Source organism: Kribbella sp. VKM Ac-2568 (assembly GCF_004345365.1).
GTDB lineage: Bacteria > Actinomycetota > Actinomycetes > Propionibacteriales > Kribbellaceae > Kribbella > Kribbella orskensis.
The window spans coordinates 86,660-102,317 of sequence record NZ_SLVF01000020.1; the positions used below are offsets into that span (position 1 = coordinate 86,660).

A 15,658-nucleotide genomic window follows, 5' to 3' on the forward strand; every position below is an offset into this window, starting at 1 on the left:
GGGTGCATGACTGCGAACAACCCTCAGTTGACCCGAACGCTCTCGAATGGTGCGGAGATCCCGCTGCTGGGCCTGGGGGTCTGGCAGGTGGAGGACGGCCCGGAAACCGAGCGGGCGGTCGCCTGGGCGCTCGAGAAGGGCTACCGGCTGATCGACACGGCGCAGGCGTACGGGAATGAATCGAGTGTGGGGCGGGCGATCCGGAGCAGCGGGATCCCCAGGGAGGAAATCTTCCTCACCACGAAGTTCTACCCGGGGAGCCGGGATCCACGGGTCGAGGCGGAGAAGAGCTTGGGGCGGCTCGGCACCGACTACCTCGACCTCTATCTGATCCACTGGCCGAAGGGCGGGCCGACGTGGGCCTGGCCCGGGATGGAGGCGGCCGGCGAGGCCGGCCTGACCAAAGGCATCGGCATCTCGAACTTCGGAGCCTCGGAGATCCAAGAGCTCTTGAAGGTGAGCCAGATCCAGCCGGCGGTCAATCAGATCCAGTTCAGCCCGTTCGAGTACCGCCGGGCCCTGGTCGATGCGTGTGAGGATGCGGGTGTGGTCGCACAGGCGTACAGCCCGCTGGGAACCGGGCGGCACCTCGGGGATCCAGTAGTCGAGCGGATCGCGTCTGCCTCCGGACGTACGCCGGCTCAGGTCCTGATCAGGTGGGCGATCCAGAAGGGACTCTCGGTCATCCCCAAGTCAAGCCACCGCGAACGCATCGACGAGAACTTCGACGTCCTCGACTTCGACCTCGACGAAGAGTCCGTCTCCGCCCTGGACGCCCTCGACACCACCGGCCAGACCCCCGACGCGCTGTCGCGGAGCGGTAAGTGGTGGTGATGATCGCCGGGTCCGCCTTGCCGGGGATCCGCACGAGGAGTCGGCTTTGAAGGTGTTCTTGTCAACTGACATGGAGGGAACGGCCGGCGTCGTCGACTGGAGTCAATGCCGCGGTCCGGGTCAGGAGTACGAGTACTACCGAGGGCAGCTGCAGGCGGAGGTCAACGCCGCGATCGACGGCGCACTTGCCGCCGGCGCGACCGAGTTCCTGGTCAACGACTCACACTCGACGATGCAGAATCTCCGCCCGGACGAGCTCCGCGGCCGCGCGAGCTACCTGTCCGGCCGGCACAAGCCGCTGTACATGATGGAAGGCCTCGATGATTCCTTCGACGCGGCCTTCTTCGTCTCGTACCACGGGTCGGCGGGTTCCACGTCGTCGGTGCTTCATCACACGTACAACCCCCGGGCCATCGCCGAGGTCCGCCTCAACGACGCGATCGCCGGCGAGGCCGGAGTCAATGCGCTGGTGGCGCTCGCCCACGGGGTTCCGGTGGTACTCATTTCGGGCGACCGGGTGACGATCGAGGAGGCGCAGCCGTTCTGCCCGGATGTCGAGGCGGTCGTCGTCAAGGAGTCGGTCTCGCACAATGCCGCCCTGTCCGTGCATCCGGACCTGGCACGCGAACTGATCCGGAAGGGTGCGCAACGCGCGCTGGCCCGGCTGTCTGACTTCCAGCTGCCGAGCGTCACGCTGCCCGCTGAGCTGACCGTCCGTTTCCACAACCGCGCGCCGGCGGAACTGGCGTGCGCACTTCGTGGCGTCGAGCAACGAGAAGAGAAGGTCGTTGCCATCCGCAACGAGGACCCACTCCAACTGTTCCGGACCTTCATCGCCACAGTAATCCTGAGCAGAGGCGTAAGCGACTGATCGAGATCGCCAACCGTGACGCGGGGGACCCGGGGTCCGGGATGCACACGTCAGGGGCCTCGCGCGGTCCGGGTTCCGCCTACAGCCCTTACCAGGTAAGGCTGTACTAGTTCGGTGAACAGCTCGCTCGGTGGCAGCCCGAGCTCACGATGCAGCATCGCGCGGAATTTCACGTAGTGCTTGACGGCCTCGACGATGTCGCCGTTGTCCAGGTGGGTTCGGACGATGGTGCGGTGCGCACTCTCGTGAAGTGGCTCGATGCTGGTCGCGGCGCGCGCAGCCTGGAGTGCCTCGTGACCGCGCCGTTGGAGCCGCCAGCGGCTGGCGAGGGCGTCCAGAGCGCTGAGCCGCAGGTACTGCAACCGCTCGCGCGCGGCGAGGACCCAGTCGTCGTACCAGCCGGGCAGTAGCTCCGAGGAGTGCAGGACAGCGGCCGCGGCGTCCTCGCCGTCTTCCCTGCCGTACGGGTCGTGGATCAGCAGTTCGGCACTCAGCCGGAATCGGTGGACGTCCACGACGACTTCGCTCGCCAATGCGAGGGAGGTGTCGCCGATCTCCAGCAACGGTGGTACGCCGGCATGCCGGTGCCGCAGTCTCCAGAGGATCGCCCGGAGGCGAGCGGCCGCCACCTCGTCGCGGCAGTCCGGCCACAGGGTCGCGGCCGCTTGAGTCCTTGCGCAGCGACCCTGCAAGGCCAACAGGGCAATGAGATGCTGCGGCCCGGACGGTAGCTCGACCGATTCGTGAGTGTCGGTGTGGCTGTCGCCGACGGTCAGGAACCAGTCGCCGAGAAGGTGAAGGCGGAGGTCGCAATCCCCTAGTGTGCGCACTGCTCGGCCTCCCCCCAGTCGAGGTGACGGCGTGCGTCAGAACGAGCCCGCCCCCCGGCTATGCTGCCCCCGCAGATCTGCTTCCACTATGTGTGACGGCGGACACCGAACGCCACCATCTATTGCACGATTGGTCAGGAAGCGCCGGATGTCAACCTGTCAGACCAATCCCTCGGCGCTTGATCGGTCGATGAAACGTTCGAGCTAGGCTCTGACCTCGCTGTCGTCTCAGTGGTGACGTCGACCGACGGCTTCCTGACAACGCTGAGACAACAGCGTGACAACGCGGTGAGCACGCGCCCCGGACTCCACTTGCTGTGAGCACTGAACAGGCGAGGGGGTGACTCATGAACAAGAAGATGACGAAGGTCGCGCTCGAGCTGGAAGAGGTCCAGATCCTCCCGGCGCGAGAGGCGCTGGGTTCGTTCAACATTGCGAACATCGTCGCATCCAACACGGCGGTGGCGGTGAACGCGGCGTCCCACTTCTCCGTGGCGAACGCGGTGGCGCTGCAGGGCATCAACGTCCACCAGCGCTAGCAGACCCGACACAGACCGGTGCGTGGGCGGTGGCGCAGTGCGCGCCGTCCACGCACTCGAGGAGAGGATGGAATGTCGATGACGAATCTCGGCAGGATCTCTCGGACGGAGGTCGCGAACCAGTCGGTCGACCTCTTGCCCGCGAGAGAGGCGTTGGCGTTGGTCAACATCACCAACATCACCGCGATCAACCTGGCCATCGCGGTGAACGCGGCCACTATCGGCTCGACCGCGAGCGCAGCGGCGCTGCAGCATGTGGCTGTGTTCCAGCGCTAGCAGCTTCCGCGCACGCGCAATGCGGGGGGCTTGCGCCTCCCGCTCTGGTCGAAGGCCACCGCGATGACGATGAACGAGTTGGTCGATCGCACGACTGTGGGCCCGGTTCAAGGCGGGCCCAGGCCGAGCCGTGCGGTCGGCCTGCGGCTGCTCGGACCGTACGAGGGATCGGGGTTTCGGGAGGAGCGCTACCTGGTCGAGCGGGCCGACCGGCAGATGGTGCTGCTCACCAAGCTGCTCTACCTGATCGTCGACTACGCCGACGGGCGCACCTCCACCGACCTGCTGGCCGACCGGGTGAGCCGGGCGTACGGCCAGCGTCTCGATCCCGCCGACCTGGTTCAGCTCATCCACGAGAAGCTCGGGCCGTCCGGCTTGGTCGCGCTCTGGAACGGCGCACCTGTCGGGCAGCGACGCGCCGACCCGCTGCTCGCGTTGAGTGTCCGGGGGGTGCTGCTGCCCACGGCCGCAGTACGAGTCGTCGCCCGGGTCTTCGCGCCGTTGTTCCACCGGCCGATCGTCCTCGGCGTGCTGACGGCAGTGGTCGCCTTCGACGTGTGGATGGTCACCAATCTGGCGCCTTCGCAGGTGTTTGCCGCTCTGATCGAGCCGGCCGGCGTACTTGCCGTCCTGGTGCTGTTGCTCGCCGCAACGATTTTCCACGAGTTCGGCCACGCCGCTGGATGCCGCTACGGAGGTGCCAAACCGGGGCAGATCGGCGTGGGCATCTATTTGTGGATCCCGGCTTTCTACACGAACGTGACCAACGCGTACCGCCTGAATCGTGCGGGCCGGCTGCGGACCGATCTTGGCGGCGTGTACTTCAACACGGTGTTCATCGTCGCGGCCGCCGCGACGTACCTGTGGACCGGGTGGGCTCCGCTGCTCGCGGTCGTTGCCCTCTCGCACTTGGAGATAATCCAGCAACTGCTGCCTGTGGTCCGCTTCGACGGGTACTACATCCTGGGGGACCTCGCCGGGGTACCGAATCTGTTCGGGCACGTCCGGCCGATCATGCGGAGTCTGCTTCCGGGCCATGGTGGCGACCGCGGCGTGGCGCAGCTCCAGCTCCGGCCCCGGGTGATCGTTACGGCCTGGGTGCTGGTCACCGTGCCCACGTTGGCCATCGGCGTCGGAATTGCCGTTCGGAACGCCCCTCGCTACCTGGCCGACTTCTGGGACCGCTCGAGCGAATTGGCGGCCGGTGCGCGAGCGCTCTTCTCCGCGGGGCAGCCGGGCGCGGCGACGCTCGCCATCCTGTCTCTGCTGGCGATCACCGTGCCCGTCATCGGCCTCGGCCTGGTGCTCGGCAGATCGTTGCTCCACGTCAGCCGGGGGCTGTGGGCGCGACGTGCAGCAGGCGGGGCGGCTCCCGCCCCGCCATTGGCAGAGGACCAGCAACGGACGGTGCCGGGGGAGGAACCCATGAGCTCTGTGGACAGCTCGAACGACCACAAGATCAACGGCGTCGAGTCCGAACTCGTTGCGGCAGCGCCGCCCGGCGCGGCCGCTTTCACCGAGGAGGCGATGCTCCGCCGGCGCGTACCGCCGCCCCAGCGCGGTTGGCGTCACGGCCTGTACTTCGCGACGAGCGGTCGCGTCAACGTCGGGCCGAGCGTCGCCGAACAACGCGAGCGGGAGCGGATCTCCCGGGTCCGAGCGCCGCTCCGGGGCCCGCGCCGAGTGGTCACGCTGAGCCGCAAGGGCGGCGCCGGAAAGACCACTACGACGCTGATGCTCGGCCACACACTCGCCGTCCACCGCGGCGACCGGGTGGTTGCCCTGGACGCCAATCCCGACGCGGGCTCCCTCATCTACCGCGTCCGGCGAGAGTCACCGGCCACGGTGACCAGCCTGCTGGGCGAGCGCGAGCTCATCACCAAGTACGCCGACCTGCGGGCCTACACCTCGCAGGCGCCGAGCCGGCTCGAAGTGATCGCCTCCGACGACGATCCTCGGATCACCCAGGCTCTGGGCGACCTCGACTATCGCGCCGCGATCGGGCTCCTCACGCAGCACTACAACCTGATCCTCATCGACACCGGAACCGGCATCCTGGACAGCGCCGTCCAGGGCATCCTCCGGGAGGCAGACCAGGTTGTCGTGGTCATGCCGCCCGCGCTGGACGGCGCTCGGGTCGCCGCGGGAACTCTGGACTGGCTCGACCAGCACGGCCACCAGGACCTGGTCGCCTCCGCTGTCGCGGTCATCAACACGACCAGAGGAAGGCCGCGCTGGCTCCAGCTCGACGAGATCGAGAAGCATTTCTCCACGCGCTGCGCCGGCACGGTCCGCATTCCGTGGGACCCCGCGTTGGAGACCGGCGCAGCGACCGATCTCGAGGACCTGCGCCCCGCCACCCGCGAGGCGTACCTTGAACTGGCCGAATTGGTTGCCGACGGCTTCTCCGTGGACCACAGGAGCACCCCATGAACCGTCATCCGTCCGTGTCAGGTCCCACCCGAAGAGGAGCCACCCGATGACGATTCGCCAGCGACTCCAAGCGACAGTGCTGATTGCATCCCTGGTCGTCAGTGCGGCCGGCGGCTCCAGCATGCTGAGGTACCGCAACGGGCAGGACTTCGACCTGGTCGCGTCCGCCAATCCGGCGACTCCGGGCAGTTCCGACGCGGACCGCACGACCATGTACGAACGCGCACGCGGGAAGCGGACCCAGGCCGATGCCGTGGCGAGCGCCTCAGCAACCTGCGACTCCTGCAGGGGGACCGCGACCACGGTGCAGGTCATCTATTTCGGTAAACCGCGGAAGGGCACAGCCGACAACACGGCGACCGCGTGGTCGAGCTGTAGCAACTGCGGCGCCATCAGCGTGTCCGTGCAGGTGGTGGTGGTACGGCCTGGAACCAATCTGACCGCCCGGAACCGCGCACTGGCGGTCAATGCCTCCTGCGCAGGCTGTACCACGGCGTCGGTCGCGGTCCAGTTCGTTGTCGTCACGAAGAAGCACCAGGCGTTCTCAAGCAAGGGCCGCGCACAACTCGAGGCGCTGGCGAATCAGCTGGAAGCCGAGCTGCAAGGGGCGTCCCGCACCAAGGCAGCCCGGACGTCCGCGGCCAAGGAGATCGGACTCCCGGGCATCGAAGCCCTTGTCAGGAACGAGCTCAAGCCGACGACCATGCAACCACACTTCGCCATCAAGACCGGCTGACGGGAGGCAACGCAGATGCCTGTCCACCGACTGACCACCATCGCACTAGCCGCCGTTGTTTCACTCGCGCTTGTTGGCTGTGAACCCGTCGAGACAACATCACGAAGCAGCAAGAGCAGCAGCAGTAAGAGCAGCAGCAGCAGTAAGAGCAAGACCAGTGGCAACAGCGGAAAGAGCAGCACGAAATCGCGCGCCAGTGTCAAGATCACCGCGTCCGACAAGGTCTGCTGGGCTGGGAAGGTGGGCGGGCAGACCAAGAAGGGCTGCGGCAATGCCACCATCCAGGTCCGGGACTCCAAAGGCACCTATCGGATCGAGCTCCGAAAGACCAAGGGGAGCGACAACCTCAAGGTCGTACTGATCGTCAACGGCGACAAAGTCGACAGCGGCAGCATCACCTCCACCTCAGGCGCAGTCTCCATCAGCTACGCCAACCGATAGACAGGCGACCAGGACCGAAGGCTGCAAGCCCAACCAGCCACGGTGACGCAGCTAACGGCGGACCGTGCAGTCCGCTCAATGCAGTCGACGAGTGTCCTCAGGACGTCGCCATTTGGGTGGTCTGCTGCGCGGCCCATTGGGCCGCGGCGTCGGCGACCGGGATCGTCGGGTTCACCAGCCACGCGGCCTCGAGGCCGTAGCAGAACGCGATGATCTCCATGGCCTTGAGCTGCGGATCGATGTCGTCGCGCATCTCGCCGCGCTGTTGTGCGGAACGCAGGGTCGCCGTCACGCGGTCGATCGTCGTCCGGTAGCCCTCGACCAGGCGCGGGTGGAGGTCGGTGTCGGGACTGACGTTCTCCCCGAGGACGACCGTGTTCATGCCGAGCAGGCTGTAAACCTTGTCGTCGTGCTGGCTCGGCCAGCTGGCCATGTGCCTGGCGATGATGTCCACGATCTTGACGCCGGGGTCGGGTCCGTCGCCCCACAGCCACTCCTCGGTGAAGGCCAGGTGGCGGTCCAGGACGGCGTTGAGCAGTGCCTCCTTGCTGCCGAAGTGGTACAGCAACCCGGTCTGTGACACGCCCGCCTCGGCAGCGATGTCGGCCAGGCTCGTGCCGCGCGCCCCGTTGCGCGCGATGAATCGCACGGCGACGTCGACGATGCGCTCCCGCGTCTCGAGGCCCTTGGCCGAGGTCTTGGGCTTCTGGATAGCGGGCACGGTCGATCTCCCTCGCGATGGCCGAGACGGTCGCGGCCAAGCATAGACAACTGACTGAGTACTCGGTAGCTTTTGCAAAACAGACTGAGTACTCAGTCTGGAATGTCGGCAACGAAAGGACGGATCCCGATGAGCGCAGCCTTCCGGCCGGAATCTCCGGTCGTCCGCGATGAGGACACTCCGCCACGGCCGCAAGAGCAGGTCCAGGCATTCCTGGACAGCTCCGGCTCGTCGCCCGACCCGTGGAGCTCCGACATCGCGACGGTTCGGGCGGACGCGCGCGAGAAGGTCCTGGCAGTGACCGGCAAGCCCGCGTCGGTGGCCTCCGTCGAATCGATCGACGCGGACGGCGTGCCTGGCCGGCTCTACCGACCCACCGGCACGGAGCGAGAAGTGCTGGTCTGGGCACACGGCGGCGGCTGGATGCACGGCGACCTCGACACCGCCGACGGTGTCTCCCGTGCTCTGGCGAACCGGGCCGCCTGCGCGGTCTTGTCGATCGACTACCGGCTCGCGCCGGAACATCCTTTCCCGGCCGGCTTCGACGACGCGTGGACCGCCATCACGTGGGCACGGCGCAACTTCGACAGCGTGGCCGTCGGTGGCGACAGTTCGGGCGGCAATCTCGCGGCGGCGGCGGCACTCAAGGCGCGGGATGAACGCGTCGAGTTGGCGGCCCAGCTTCTCGTCTACCCGGTGCTCGACAGCATCGAGGACACCGACTACAAGGTCGCGTTCCAGCAGCGGTATGCGCGCTTCGCGGGCCGGCCAGGCTTCGGCTCCAACAGCTACCGGCGGCTCAGGCACATCTGGGAGACCTACGTTCCCGACCCAGCGGCCCGCAAGGCGTCGTACGCGTCGCCGCTCCACGCCGAGTCTGTGGAAGGCGTCGCGCCCGCGACGATCATCACTGCCGAACACGACTTCCTCCGCGGCGAGGCCGAGGACTACGCCCGACGCCTGAAGACGGCCGGCGTACAGGTCGAGCTGGACGAGTACGCAGGCCAGATCCATGGCTTCTTCGAGATGTTCACCGCAATGACCGACGCGCATCACGCGGTCGGCGTGGCCGGCGACGCCGTCCGTCGCGCCTTCCAGTCCATCCACTCCAGCGAGCCTTCAAAGGAGTTCTCGTGCGATCGCTGACCCAGTACCGCGGAATCGTCCGGGTGGCCGCCATAGCCGCGGCCGCTGCACTGCTCCTCGCCGCCTGTGCACCCGGCGGGAACTCCGAAGCCGGCCCGGCGCCGACCAGGCAGGCGTCCACCGGCGTCGGCAGCGAGCCAGTCACGCTGAGGCTGCTCGTCAACAGCGGCGTCGACGTCCCGTTCTACACCGCGCTCGGCGAGCTGTTCCACGCCAAGTACGACAACGTCACCGTCAAGGTGGAGAACCAGGACTACGCCACCCTGACCACGAACATCGCGCACATCCTTGCCGGGAGCAACGTGCCCGACCTCGTCCGGGTCTCGCAGCTCGGCAACCTGATCGAGGACCACCTGCTGACCGGCCTCGACCCCTATGCCAAGGCGTACGGGTGGGACCAGTGGCCGCAGTCGCAGTTCGCCTCCACCCGCGTCGGGCCGGACGGCAAGCAGCGCGGTACGGGCTCGCTCTACGCCGCCGGCGCAGGTTTCGGCCTGACCGGGGTGTATTACAACAAGGCGCTCGCGCAGCGGATCGGTATGACGCGTCCACCGGCGACTGTCGCCGAATTCGAGCAGTTGCTCGCCAAGGCGAAAGACGCCGGGTTGCAGCCGATCATGATCAACGGCAAGGACGGCGGCAGCGTCTATCCACTGCAGAATCTGGTGATGTCCTCCGCGGGCGACGCGCAAGCCGTCCAGGACTGGAACTACGCCAAGCCCGGCGCGAGTATCGACAACGCGGCGACGGTGAAGGCCGCCACGTCGCTGCAGCGCTGGGGACAAGCGGGATACCTGCCGGCCGACGTGAACGACATCGACCAGACCCGGGCGCCGGCCGAGTTCGTCAAAGGCAACGGGGTGTTCTTCCCGAGCGGCAACTGGCAGGCGCCGGCACTGGACAAGGCCGGGGCCGGCCAGTTCGGGTTCTTTCTCTTCCCGTCCGGCGAAACCGGCGGCCCGTCGTACGCGATGACCGCCCCCGCCAATCTGGGGATCCCGGCGAAGTCGCCTCATGCCGACGTCGCGGCCGCGTTCCTGGACTTCGTGCAGACCAACTCGCAGGCCCGGCAGGACACGGTGACCCTCGGCGGCCTCGTACCCGCGGGTCCGTCGGAGGCCGCGGCTCCGACTGCGCCAGAGGGATCGGCCGTCGCCGCCACCGTCGGCTCGTTCCAGGAGCTGCTGAAGAGCAACGGGCTGGTCGGCTTCATGGCTGACGCGACGGCTTCGATCCACGTCAACAGCCTGATCCCGCAAACGCAGCTGCTGCTGGCCGGCAAGACGACGCCCGAGGCGTTCGCGGCCAAGGTGCAGTCCGACTACGAGCGCGACCTCGGACAATGATCCCGGCGAAGCGACCCGGAGGTCAGGCTGTGGCGAGCATCTCGGGCCCGCCGGTGGTGCGGCAGGCTTCGCCTACGGCGGACCCGGCAAGCGTGCCGGCCGCAACGCAACCCGTCGTACCGCGCCGAACCGCACCGCGGACCCGACGCTGGAGCGCGCTGCTCTGGGTTGCGCCGGCGTTCGGCATGTATGCGGTGTTCGTGCTGTTCCCGATGGCCCAGTCCGTTCAGTACTCGTTCTACGACTGGGACGGCATCGGCCCGGCGACGCCGGCCGGGCTGGACAACTGGAAGGCGATCTTCACCCGGCCGGAGCTGCTGCACTCCGTGGAGCACGCGTTCATCCTCGTCATCTTCTACACGGTGCTGCCGGTCGGGCTCGGGCTGGTCGCGGCCTCACTCATCCGCGAACTCCGGCCCGGTGCGTTCAGCACGACCGCCCGGGTGGTGCTGTTCATCCCGCAGGTGCTGCCACTGGTCGCCGCGGGCATCGCCTGGACCTGGATGTACTCCTCGGACGGTCTGGTCAACCAGGTCCTGCGCGCGGTCGGCCTCGAACAGCACACTCGGGCCTGGCTCAGTGACTTCACGTTCGCCTTGCCTGCGGTCGGTGTCATCGGGGTCTGGGTCATGCTCGGCTTCTGTACGGTGCTGCTGCTGGCAGGCATCGGCAAGATCGATCCGGCGCTGTACGAGGCGGCCCGGCTGGACGGCGCCGGGCGGATCAGCGAGTTCTTCGCCGTGACGCTGCCCGGGCTGCGGCGGGAACTCGTCGTGTGCACGACGTTCACGATGATCGCGGCGCTGGCGAGCTTCGACGTCATCCAGATCTCGACGCAGGGCGGCCCCGGCTACCAGACGATGGTGCCCGGCGTGGAGATCTACCGGCTGACGTTCCTGCAGCAGCACGTCGGCCAGGCCTCCGCGCTTGCGGTGTTCCTGGCCGCCCTCGTGCTGGTGGTCATCTGGCCGATCCAGCGTCTCGGGAGGGAGAAATGACGACGTCCGCAGTCGCTCAGCGCGTCACGCGCACCGGCCTCCTACTCGCGCTGATGCTGTTCGCGATCGTGCCGCTGCTGAGTATGTTCACCACGGCGCTCGCGACGCCCGGCAGCACGCCCCAGGGGCTCAGCTGGCCGAGCGACCCGCACTGGCACAACTTCGTGGACGCGTGGAGCGCGGCGAACTTCCTCGCGCTGTTCCGCTCGAGCACGCTCATCGTGCTGGGCGTCGTCCCGGCCACGGTCGCCATGGCCACCGCCGCGGGCTACGCCCTGGCCCAGCTGAACGTGCCCTTCGGCAAGGCGATCTACGGTCTTCTGCTCGTCGGGCTCACCCTGCCGTTCGAGGCCCTCATCACCCCGCTGTACTACGACCTCCGGAGCATGGGACTGCTCGGAACGCGGCTGGCGATCATCCTGCCGCTCATCGGCCTGCTGATGCCCTTCGGGGTCTTCTGGATGCGCGCGCACTTCCTCGGCGCCGAGCCGGCCCTCACCGAGGCCGCGAAGGTCGACGGCGCGAACACTTGGCAAACGTTCCGCCGTGTCCACCTGCCACTCGCCACCTCCGCGTGGTCCGCGTTGGCCGTGCTCTTCTTCCTCGCCAGCTGGAACCAGTACCTGCTGCCCCTCGTCCTCGTCGACGACCCGACGAAGCGAACCGTGGCCGGCGGGCTGGGCGCCTTCCAGGGCCAGTACGGCACCGACATCGTGCTGCTCTGCGCCGGATCGCTGCTGATCATCCTGCCCTCGCTGGTGATCTTCCTGATCTTCCAGCGCAACTTGGTCAAAGCGCTGATGCAAGGAGCCGTGAAATGAAGCACGCTCAGGTAGCCCACCGCAGCGTCCTCGTCGGGCCGGCGACCTCACAGCTCGAGGAGGCCGAGGTCCGAGCGCCCGGGCCAGGCGAACTACTGATCCAGGTGATCGCGAACGGCCTGTGCGCCAGTGAGCTGCCGACGTGGTTGGGCGGCCCGGCCGAGGGCGCCCCGACAACCCTCGGGCACGAGCCGGTCGGTCGTGTCGTCGAGGTCGGCGGCGGCGTCGACACGGTCGCGATCGGCGACGTCGTCACCGGCCGGCTGACCGCCTCGTTCGCCGAACTGATCGTCGCGCCGGCCGAGTACGCTGTCGTCGTTCCGCCCGGACTCGAGTACGAGGCCGGTATCGGCGAGCCACTCGGCTGCGTCGTCGAGGCGTTGCGCCGTGCCCGGCTCGACACCGGTGATCGCGTTGCCGTGGTCGGCGTCGGCTTCATGGGCCTGTGCCTGATCCAGCTACTCGCCACCAGCCCCATCGGTGAGCTCGTCGCGATCGACGGACGAGAGGACGCCAAGCGGGCCGCCCTGGCGTACGGCGCCTCCGCCGCGTCCAACCCCGAGGACGCGGCTCAGTTGACCGACGCGTTCGACGTGGTCTTCGAGGTGAGCGGCACTCAGGGCGGCCTCGACCTGGCCACCGCGCTCACGCGATCTGGCGGCACGCTCGACATCGTCGGCTACCACCAGGGCACGCGCACGGTCGACCTGCAGGCCTGGAACTGGAAGGCCCTCGACGTCGTCAACGGACACGTCCGGGACCAGCGGCGGCTCACCGAGAGTGTCCGGCGTGGCCTCGCCATCGCCGCCGGTGGCCGCATCGACTACGCGTCGCTGTTCACCCACCGCTATCCACTGAGCGACATCGACCGGGCCTACGCCGACCTACGCGCCAAGCCCGACGGCTTCGTCAAGGCGCTCATCGTGATGAACGAGCACTGACCTCCGCAACCTGCATCGGCCGCAGATCCGGCGGACGGTCGAAAACGGCGGTTCGGCAACGTCAGCGGTGCTTTCAGGGGCGTTCGGAGCGACAATGGGGGTGGCGGCCGAGGTCTCGGAATCCACCATCAGGGGACGATGACCGGATCTCCGCGAGCCTCAGCCGACCGAGGAGGTCGTGATGAGCATGCATCCGGAGTCGCGAGTACACAGGCAGGTGCGCCGGTTCGGGTTCGGCCGGACTCCCTTGCGCCGGACCGTGGATCGAGTGGAGACCGCGATCCTCCTGGTTGCCGGGCTGATCGCCGTACTGGTGGTACCGGCCGCCATGGCTGTCGGTACTGCGGCATCCGACGCGAGCAAGGACGCCGCGGCTCAGCGGCGCGCGGTTCTGACCGAGACGCCGGCGCAAACCCTGTCGGACGCAGGGAGTTGGGCTGGGGCGATGCCAGGGCAGACGATGGCCCCGGTCCTGGTTGCTTGGACCGACACGGCCGGCAAGTCTCTGGAGGGATGGACCTACGCGATGTTGGGGACCAAGAGCGGCAGCGAGGTGACGATCTGGCTCGATCGTTCGGGTGCGATCGTCACGCCGCCGCGTCAACCGGCCGACAGTGAGGCGATCGGGACCTTGGCTGGGTCGGCAGCGGCGATGGCCGCTTGGCTGACGCTCATCGGCCTGACCCGACTGGCCGTTGTTCGGCTCGATCGGCGGCGCGCCCGGGACCTGGACCGCGAATGGGAACGGATCGCGCCCCGCTGGAGACACCACGAGAGTTGACCGGCTCGCGCGATCTCGATCTTTGATGTCGTCCGGCGGGCTGCCTCCGCCCTCTCAGTGGTGGATTGTGCCGGGGGTGACGAGGCCGGACTCGTAGGCGGCTATGACTGCTTGGGTGCGGTCGCGGAGGCGGAGTTTGGCGAGGAGGCGGCTGACGTGGGTTTTGACGGTTTCGTCGCTGACCGTCAGGCGAGCGGCGATCTCCGGGTTGGACAGACCCTCGGCGATCAGGGCCAGTACTTCGACTTCCCGGGGCGTGAGGTTGCTGAGGGCAATGGCCTTGGCGGGCGAGCGGGGCCGCTGCCGGGCGAACTCCGCGATCAGTCGGCGGGTGACGCTCGGTGCCAGCAGGCCGCCGCCGGCCGCGATCACGCGGACGGCGTCGAACAGGCGTTCCGCGGTCACGTCCTTGAGCAGGAAGCCGCTCGCTCCTGCGGCCAAGGCGTCGTACACGTGCTCGTCGAGGTCGAAGGTGGTGAGCATCAGGATCCGTGGGCACTGGTCCGGACCGGCGTCCGCGACGATCTGCCGGGTCGCCTCGATGCCGTCCAGGACCGGCATGCGTACGTCCATCAGGACAACGTCCGGGCGCGGCCCGGAGCGGCACAGTGCGACCGCGGCGGCACCGTCGGCCGCCGTACCGTCGACGACGAAGTCGGGCTGGGTGTGCAGGAGCGCGCCGAACCCGGCCCGGACCACCTCTTGGTCGTCCACCACGACGATCCGGATCATGGTTCCTCCGCCGGGATCGGCAGCACGGCCTCGACCAGGCAGCCGCCACCTGGCGATCGGCCCACCACCACGGTGCCACCGACCATCCCGGCCCGCTCGCGCATACCCAGCAGGCCATGGCCACTGCCCTCGCCCGGGACGTCAGGCCCCGGTCCGTTGTCGCGAACCCGGACAAGCAAGGCCGCTGCCGTGTAGTCGAGTTCGACGTCGACAGCCGCACCGGGTGCATGCCGGCGCGCGTTGGTGAGCGCCTCCTGCACGATTCGGTACGCCGTGAGCTGTACGCCCGGGTCGAGCGGCATCACCGTGCCCCGCACGATCAGCCGCGTGCCGGCACCGCCGGACGCGCGTGCCTCGTCGACAAGCGCGTTGAGTTGCTCCAACCCGGGTTGTGGCGCGCGGACGGGACCGCTGTCCGGCGGGCCGACGTCCTCGCGTAGTACTCCCAATAGCCGCCGCATCTCGGTCAGCGCCGTCCGGGCGGTGTCGCCGATCGCCAGCAACCGTTTGGCGCCGTCCGGCGGCAGGCCGGGGGTGGTCAGCCTGGCCGTCTCGGCCTGGACCGCGATCATCGAGATGTGGTGTGCGACCACGTCGTGCAGCTCCCGGGCGATCCGGGCCCGCTCACCTCGGGCTGCGTGTTCCAGCAAGGTGTCGGCCGTGGCCCGGCTGGCTGCGGCGTTCGCGACCGCGTCGCCGCGATCCCGGACGGCCGCCCCCAGCAGGACGGCGGCGGCCATCAAGACCAGCAACAGCGTGGAGCCCGGGTCCGGACGGGCGAGGGCGAACAGCACGAACGGCAGCAAGAACGGCAGTGCAATCTTGCGTGGGCGGGTCCGCCCGAGCCAGTACAGCGCGAGCAGTTCGGCCAGCACGCCCGCGACGAACGGCGGCTCCTCACCCCCGAGCATGATGGCGTTGGCCAGCGTCACGGCCAGCGTCACCGCGACCGGTTGCGCCGCCAGCAAGGCCAGTGGTGCGGTCGCCATCAGGCCGAGCAGCAGCAACGTACCGAGGTCCATGCCTGTTTGGTCGCCACGGTTCCCGGCCTCGACGACGGCGAGCACGGCAAGGACCGCGGCAACGACGAGCATCGCGTCGCGGGTGCCGCCGATCCGGCGGGTGCCGAGCAGCACCCGGTCGGCCAGTTCGCGGGCCTGACTCACGTCAGCATTGTCCGCCCGGTACCACCCTGCCCGCATCACCCCGCGG

17 protein-coding genes are annotated in these 15,658 nt (G+C 68.2%); 13 read left to right on the top strand and 4 right to left on the bottom strand.

The window, feature by feature from the left end; all coding sequences use genetic code 11:
* The first annotated feature begins 6 nt into the window (after positions 1 to 6).
* Positions 7 to 834 carry an aldo/keto reductase gene (locus EV648_RS39535; protein WP_132301125.1) on the top strand — a complete coding sequence of 276 codons (828 nt, stop codon included), beginning with the start codon at positions 7 to 9 and terminating at the stop codon, positions 832 to 834.
* 52 nt (positions 835 to 886) lie between these two features.
* Positions 887 to 1,705, top strand: a complete 819-nt coding sequence (locus EV648_RS39540) for a M55 family metallopeptidase (protein WP_199235079.1) — start codon at positions 887 to 889, stop codon at positions 1,703 to 1,705.
* A gap of 50 nt (positions 1,706 to 1,755) precedes the next feature.
* On the opposite strand, the gene EV648_RS39545 is transcribed toward EV648_RS39540, so the two are convergent.
* Complete coding sequence (locus tag EV648_RS39545; RefSeq protein ID WP_132301129.1) at positions 1,756 to 2,535, bottom strand: BTAD domain-containing putative transcriptional regulator; 780 nt, start codon at positions 2,533 to 2,535, stop codon at positions 1,756 to 1,758.
* Positions 2,536 to 2,882: 347 nt separating this feature from the next.
* Between EV648_RS39545 and EV648_RS39550 the strand changes: the two genes are divergently transcribed.
* The 5 genes from EV648_RS39550 to EV648_RS42900 all read left to right on the top strand — a co-directional run bounded on the left by EV648_RS39550 (position 2,883) and on the right by EV648_RS42900 (position 6,960).
* Positions 2,883 to 3,074: a hypothetical protein gene (locus EV648_RS39550; protein ID WP_199235080.1), complete on the top strand. Its 192-nt coding sequence runs from the start codon at positions 2,883 to 2,885 to the stop codon at positions 3,072 to 3,074.
* A 72-nt stretch (positions 3,075 to 3,146) separates the two neighbouring features.
* A complete protein-coding gene (locus EV648_RS39555; RefSeq protein WP_132301131.1) occupies positions 3,147 to 3,350 on the top strand; it encodes a hypothetical protein in 204 nt (67 codons plus the stop codon).
* Positions 3,351 to 3,413: 63 nt separating this feature from the next.
* Positions 3,414 to 5,783 carry a MinD/ParA family protein gene (locus tag EV648_RS39560; RefSeq protein WP_132301133.1) on the top strand — a complete coding sequence of 790 codons (2,370 nt, stop codon included), beginning with the start codon at positions 3,414 to 3,416 and terminating at the stop codon, positions 5,781 to 5,783.
* A 46-nt stretch (positions 5,784 to 5,829) separates the two neighbouring features.
* Positions 5,830 to 6,519, top strand: coding sequence for a hypothetical protein (locus EV648_RS42895; protein WP_158294195.1), 690 nt, complete (start codon positions 5,830 to 5,832; stop codon positions 6,517 to 6,519).
* 15 nt (positions 6,520 to 6,534) lie between these two features.
* Entirely contained in the window at positions 6,535 to 6,960 is a 426-nt protein-coding gene (locus tag EV648_RS42900; protein ID WP_158294196.1) for a hypothetical protein, read from the top strand.
* A 97-nt stretch (positions 6,961 to 7,057) separates the two neighbouring features.
* Here EV648_RS42900 and EV648_RS42905 read toward each other — a convergent pair whose 3' ends face one another.
* Complete coding sequence (locus tag EV648_RS42905; protein WP_158294197.1) at positions 7,058 to 7,681, bottom strand: TetR/AcrR family transcriptional regulator; 624 nt, start codon at positions 7,679 to 7,681, stop codon at positions 7,058 to 7,060.
* 129 nt (positions 7,682 to 7,810) lie between these two features.
* On the opposite strand from EV648_RS42905, the gene EV648_RS39585 reads away from it, so the two are divergent.
* The 6 genes from EV648_RS39585 to EV648_RS39610 all read left to right on the top strand — a co-directional run bounded on the left by EV648_RS39585 (position 7,811) and on the right by EV648_RS39610 (position 13,714).
* Positions 7,811 to 8,827 (top strand): alpha/beta hydrolase, encoded by a 1,017-nt coding sequence (locus EV648_RS39585; RefSeq protein WP_158294198.1) that lies wholly within the window; start codon positions 7,811 to 7,813, stop codon positions 8,825 to 8,827.
* Complete coding sequence (locus EV648_RS39590) at positions 8,815 to 10,173, top strand: ABC transporter substrate-binding protein (RefSeq protein WP_132301141.1); 1,359 nt, start codon at positions 8,815 to 8,817, stop codon at positions 10,171 to 10,173. Before EV648_RS39585 ends, EV648_RS39590 begins: the two co-directional genes overlap by 13 nt.
* A 29-nt stretch (positions 10,174 to 10,202) precedes the next feature.
* Entirely contained in the window at positions 10,203 to 11,171 is a 969-nt protein-coding gene (locus tag EV648_RS39595; RefSeq protein WP_199235081.1) for a carbohydrate ABC transporter permease, read from the top strand.
* Positions 11,168 to 11,992, top strand: a complete 825-nt coding sequence (locus tag EV648_RS39600) for a carbohydrate ABC transporter permease (RefSeq protein WP_132301145.1) — start codon at positions 11,168 to 11,170, stop codon at positions 11,990 to 11,992. The genes EV648_RS39595 and EV648_RS39600 overlap by 4 nt, the downstream gene beginning before the upstream one ends.
* Positions 11,989 to 12,933: an alcohol dehydrogenase catalytic domain-containing protein gene (locus EV648_RS39605; protein WP_132301147.1), complete on the top strand. Its 945-nt coding sequence runs from the start codon at positions 11,989 to 11,991 to the stop codon at positions 12,931 to 12,933. The genes EV648_RS39600 and EV648_RS39605 overlap by 4 nt, the downstream gene beginning before the upstream one ends.
* Before the next feature lie 181 nt (positions 12,934 to 13,114).
* Positions 13,115 to 13,714 (top strand): hypothetical protein, encoded by a 600-nt coding sequence (locus EV648_RS39610; protein WP_132301149.1) that lies wholly within the window; start codon positions 13,115 to 13,117, stop codon positions 13,712 to 13,714.
* 54 nt (positions 13,715 to 13,768) lie between these two features.
* Here EV648_RS39610 and EV648_RS39615 read toward each other — a convergent pair whose 3' ends face one another.
* Both EV648_RS39615 and EV648_RS39620 read right to left on the bottom strand, forming a co-directional pair.
* Positions 13,769 to 14,446, bottom strand: coding sequence for a response regulator transcription factor (locus tag EV648_RS39615; RefSeq protein WP_132301151.1), 678 nt, complete (start codon positions 14,444 to 14,446; stop codon positions 13,769 to 13,771).
* A complete protein-coding gene (locus EV648_RS39620; RefSeq protein ID WP_199235082.1) occupies positions 14,443 to 15,612 on the bottom strand; it encodes a sensor histidine kinase in 1,170 nt (389 codons plus the stop codon). The genes EV648_RS39615 and EV648_RS39620 overlap by 4 nt, the downstream gene beginning before the upstream one ends.
* Positions 15,613 to 15,658: the final 46 nt, after the last annotated feature.

Coding starts and splice junctions, on each gene's coding strand:
- EV648_RS42895 (WP_158294195.1), top strand. CDS start 5,830: ATGACGATTCGCCAGCGACTCCAAGCGACAGTGCTGATTGCATCCCTG.
- EV648_RS39535 (WP_132301125.1), top strand. CDS start 7: ATGACTGCGAACAACCCTCAGTTGACCCGAACGCTCTCGAATGGTGCG.
- EV648_RS39610 (WP_132301149.1), top strand. CDS start 13,115: ATGAGCATGCATCCGGAGTCGCGAGTACACAGGCAGGTGCGCCGGTTC.
- EV648_RS39550 (WP_199235080.1), top strand. CDS start 2,883: ATGAACAAGAAGATGACGAAGGTCGCGCTCGAGCTGGAAGAGGTCCAG.
- EV648_RS39585 (WP_158294198.1), top strand. CDS start 7,811: ATGAGCGCAGCCTTCCGGCCGGAATCTCCGGTCGTCCGCGATGAGGAC.
- EV648_RS39555 (WP_132301131.1), top strand. CDS start 3,147: ATGTCGATGACGAATCTCGGCAGGATCTCTCGGACGGAGGTCGCGAAC.
- EV648_RS39605 (WP_132301147.1), top strand. CDS start 11,989: ATGAAGCACGCTCAGGTAGCCCACCGCAGCGTCCTCGTCGGGCCGGCG.
- EV648_RS39600 (WP_132301145.1), top strand. CDS start 11,168: ATGACGACGTCCGCAGTCGCTCAGCGCGTCACGCGCACCGGCCTCCTA.
- EV648_RS39615 (WP_132301151.1), bottom strand. CDS start 14,446: ATGATCCGGATCGTCGTGGTGGACGACCAAGAGGTGGTCCGGGCCGGG.
- EV648_RS39560 (WP_132301133.1), top strand. CDS start 3,414: ATGACGATGAACGAGTTGGTCGATCGCACGACTGTGGGCCCGGTTCAA.
- EV648_RS42900 (WP_158294196.1), top strand. CDS start 6,535: ATGCCTGTCCACCGACTGACCACCATCGCACTAGCCGCCGTTGTTTCA.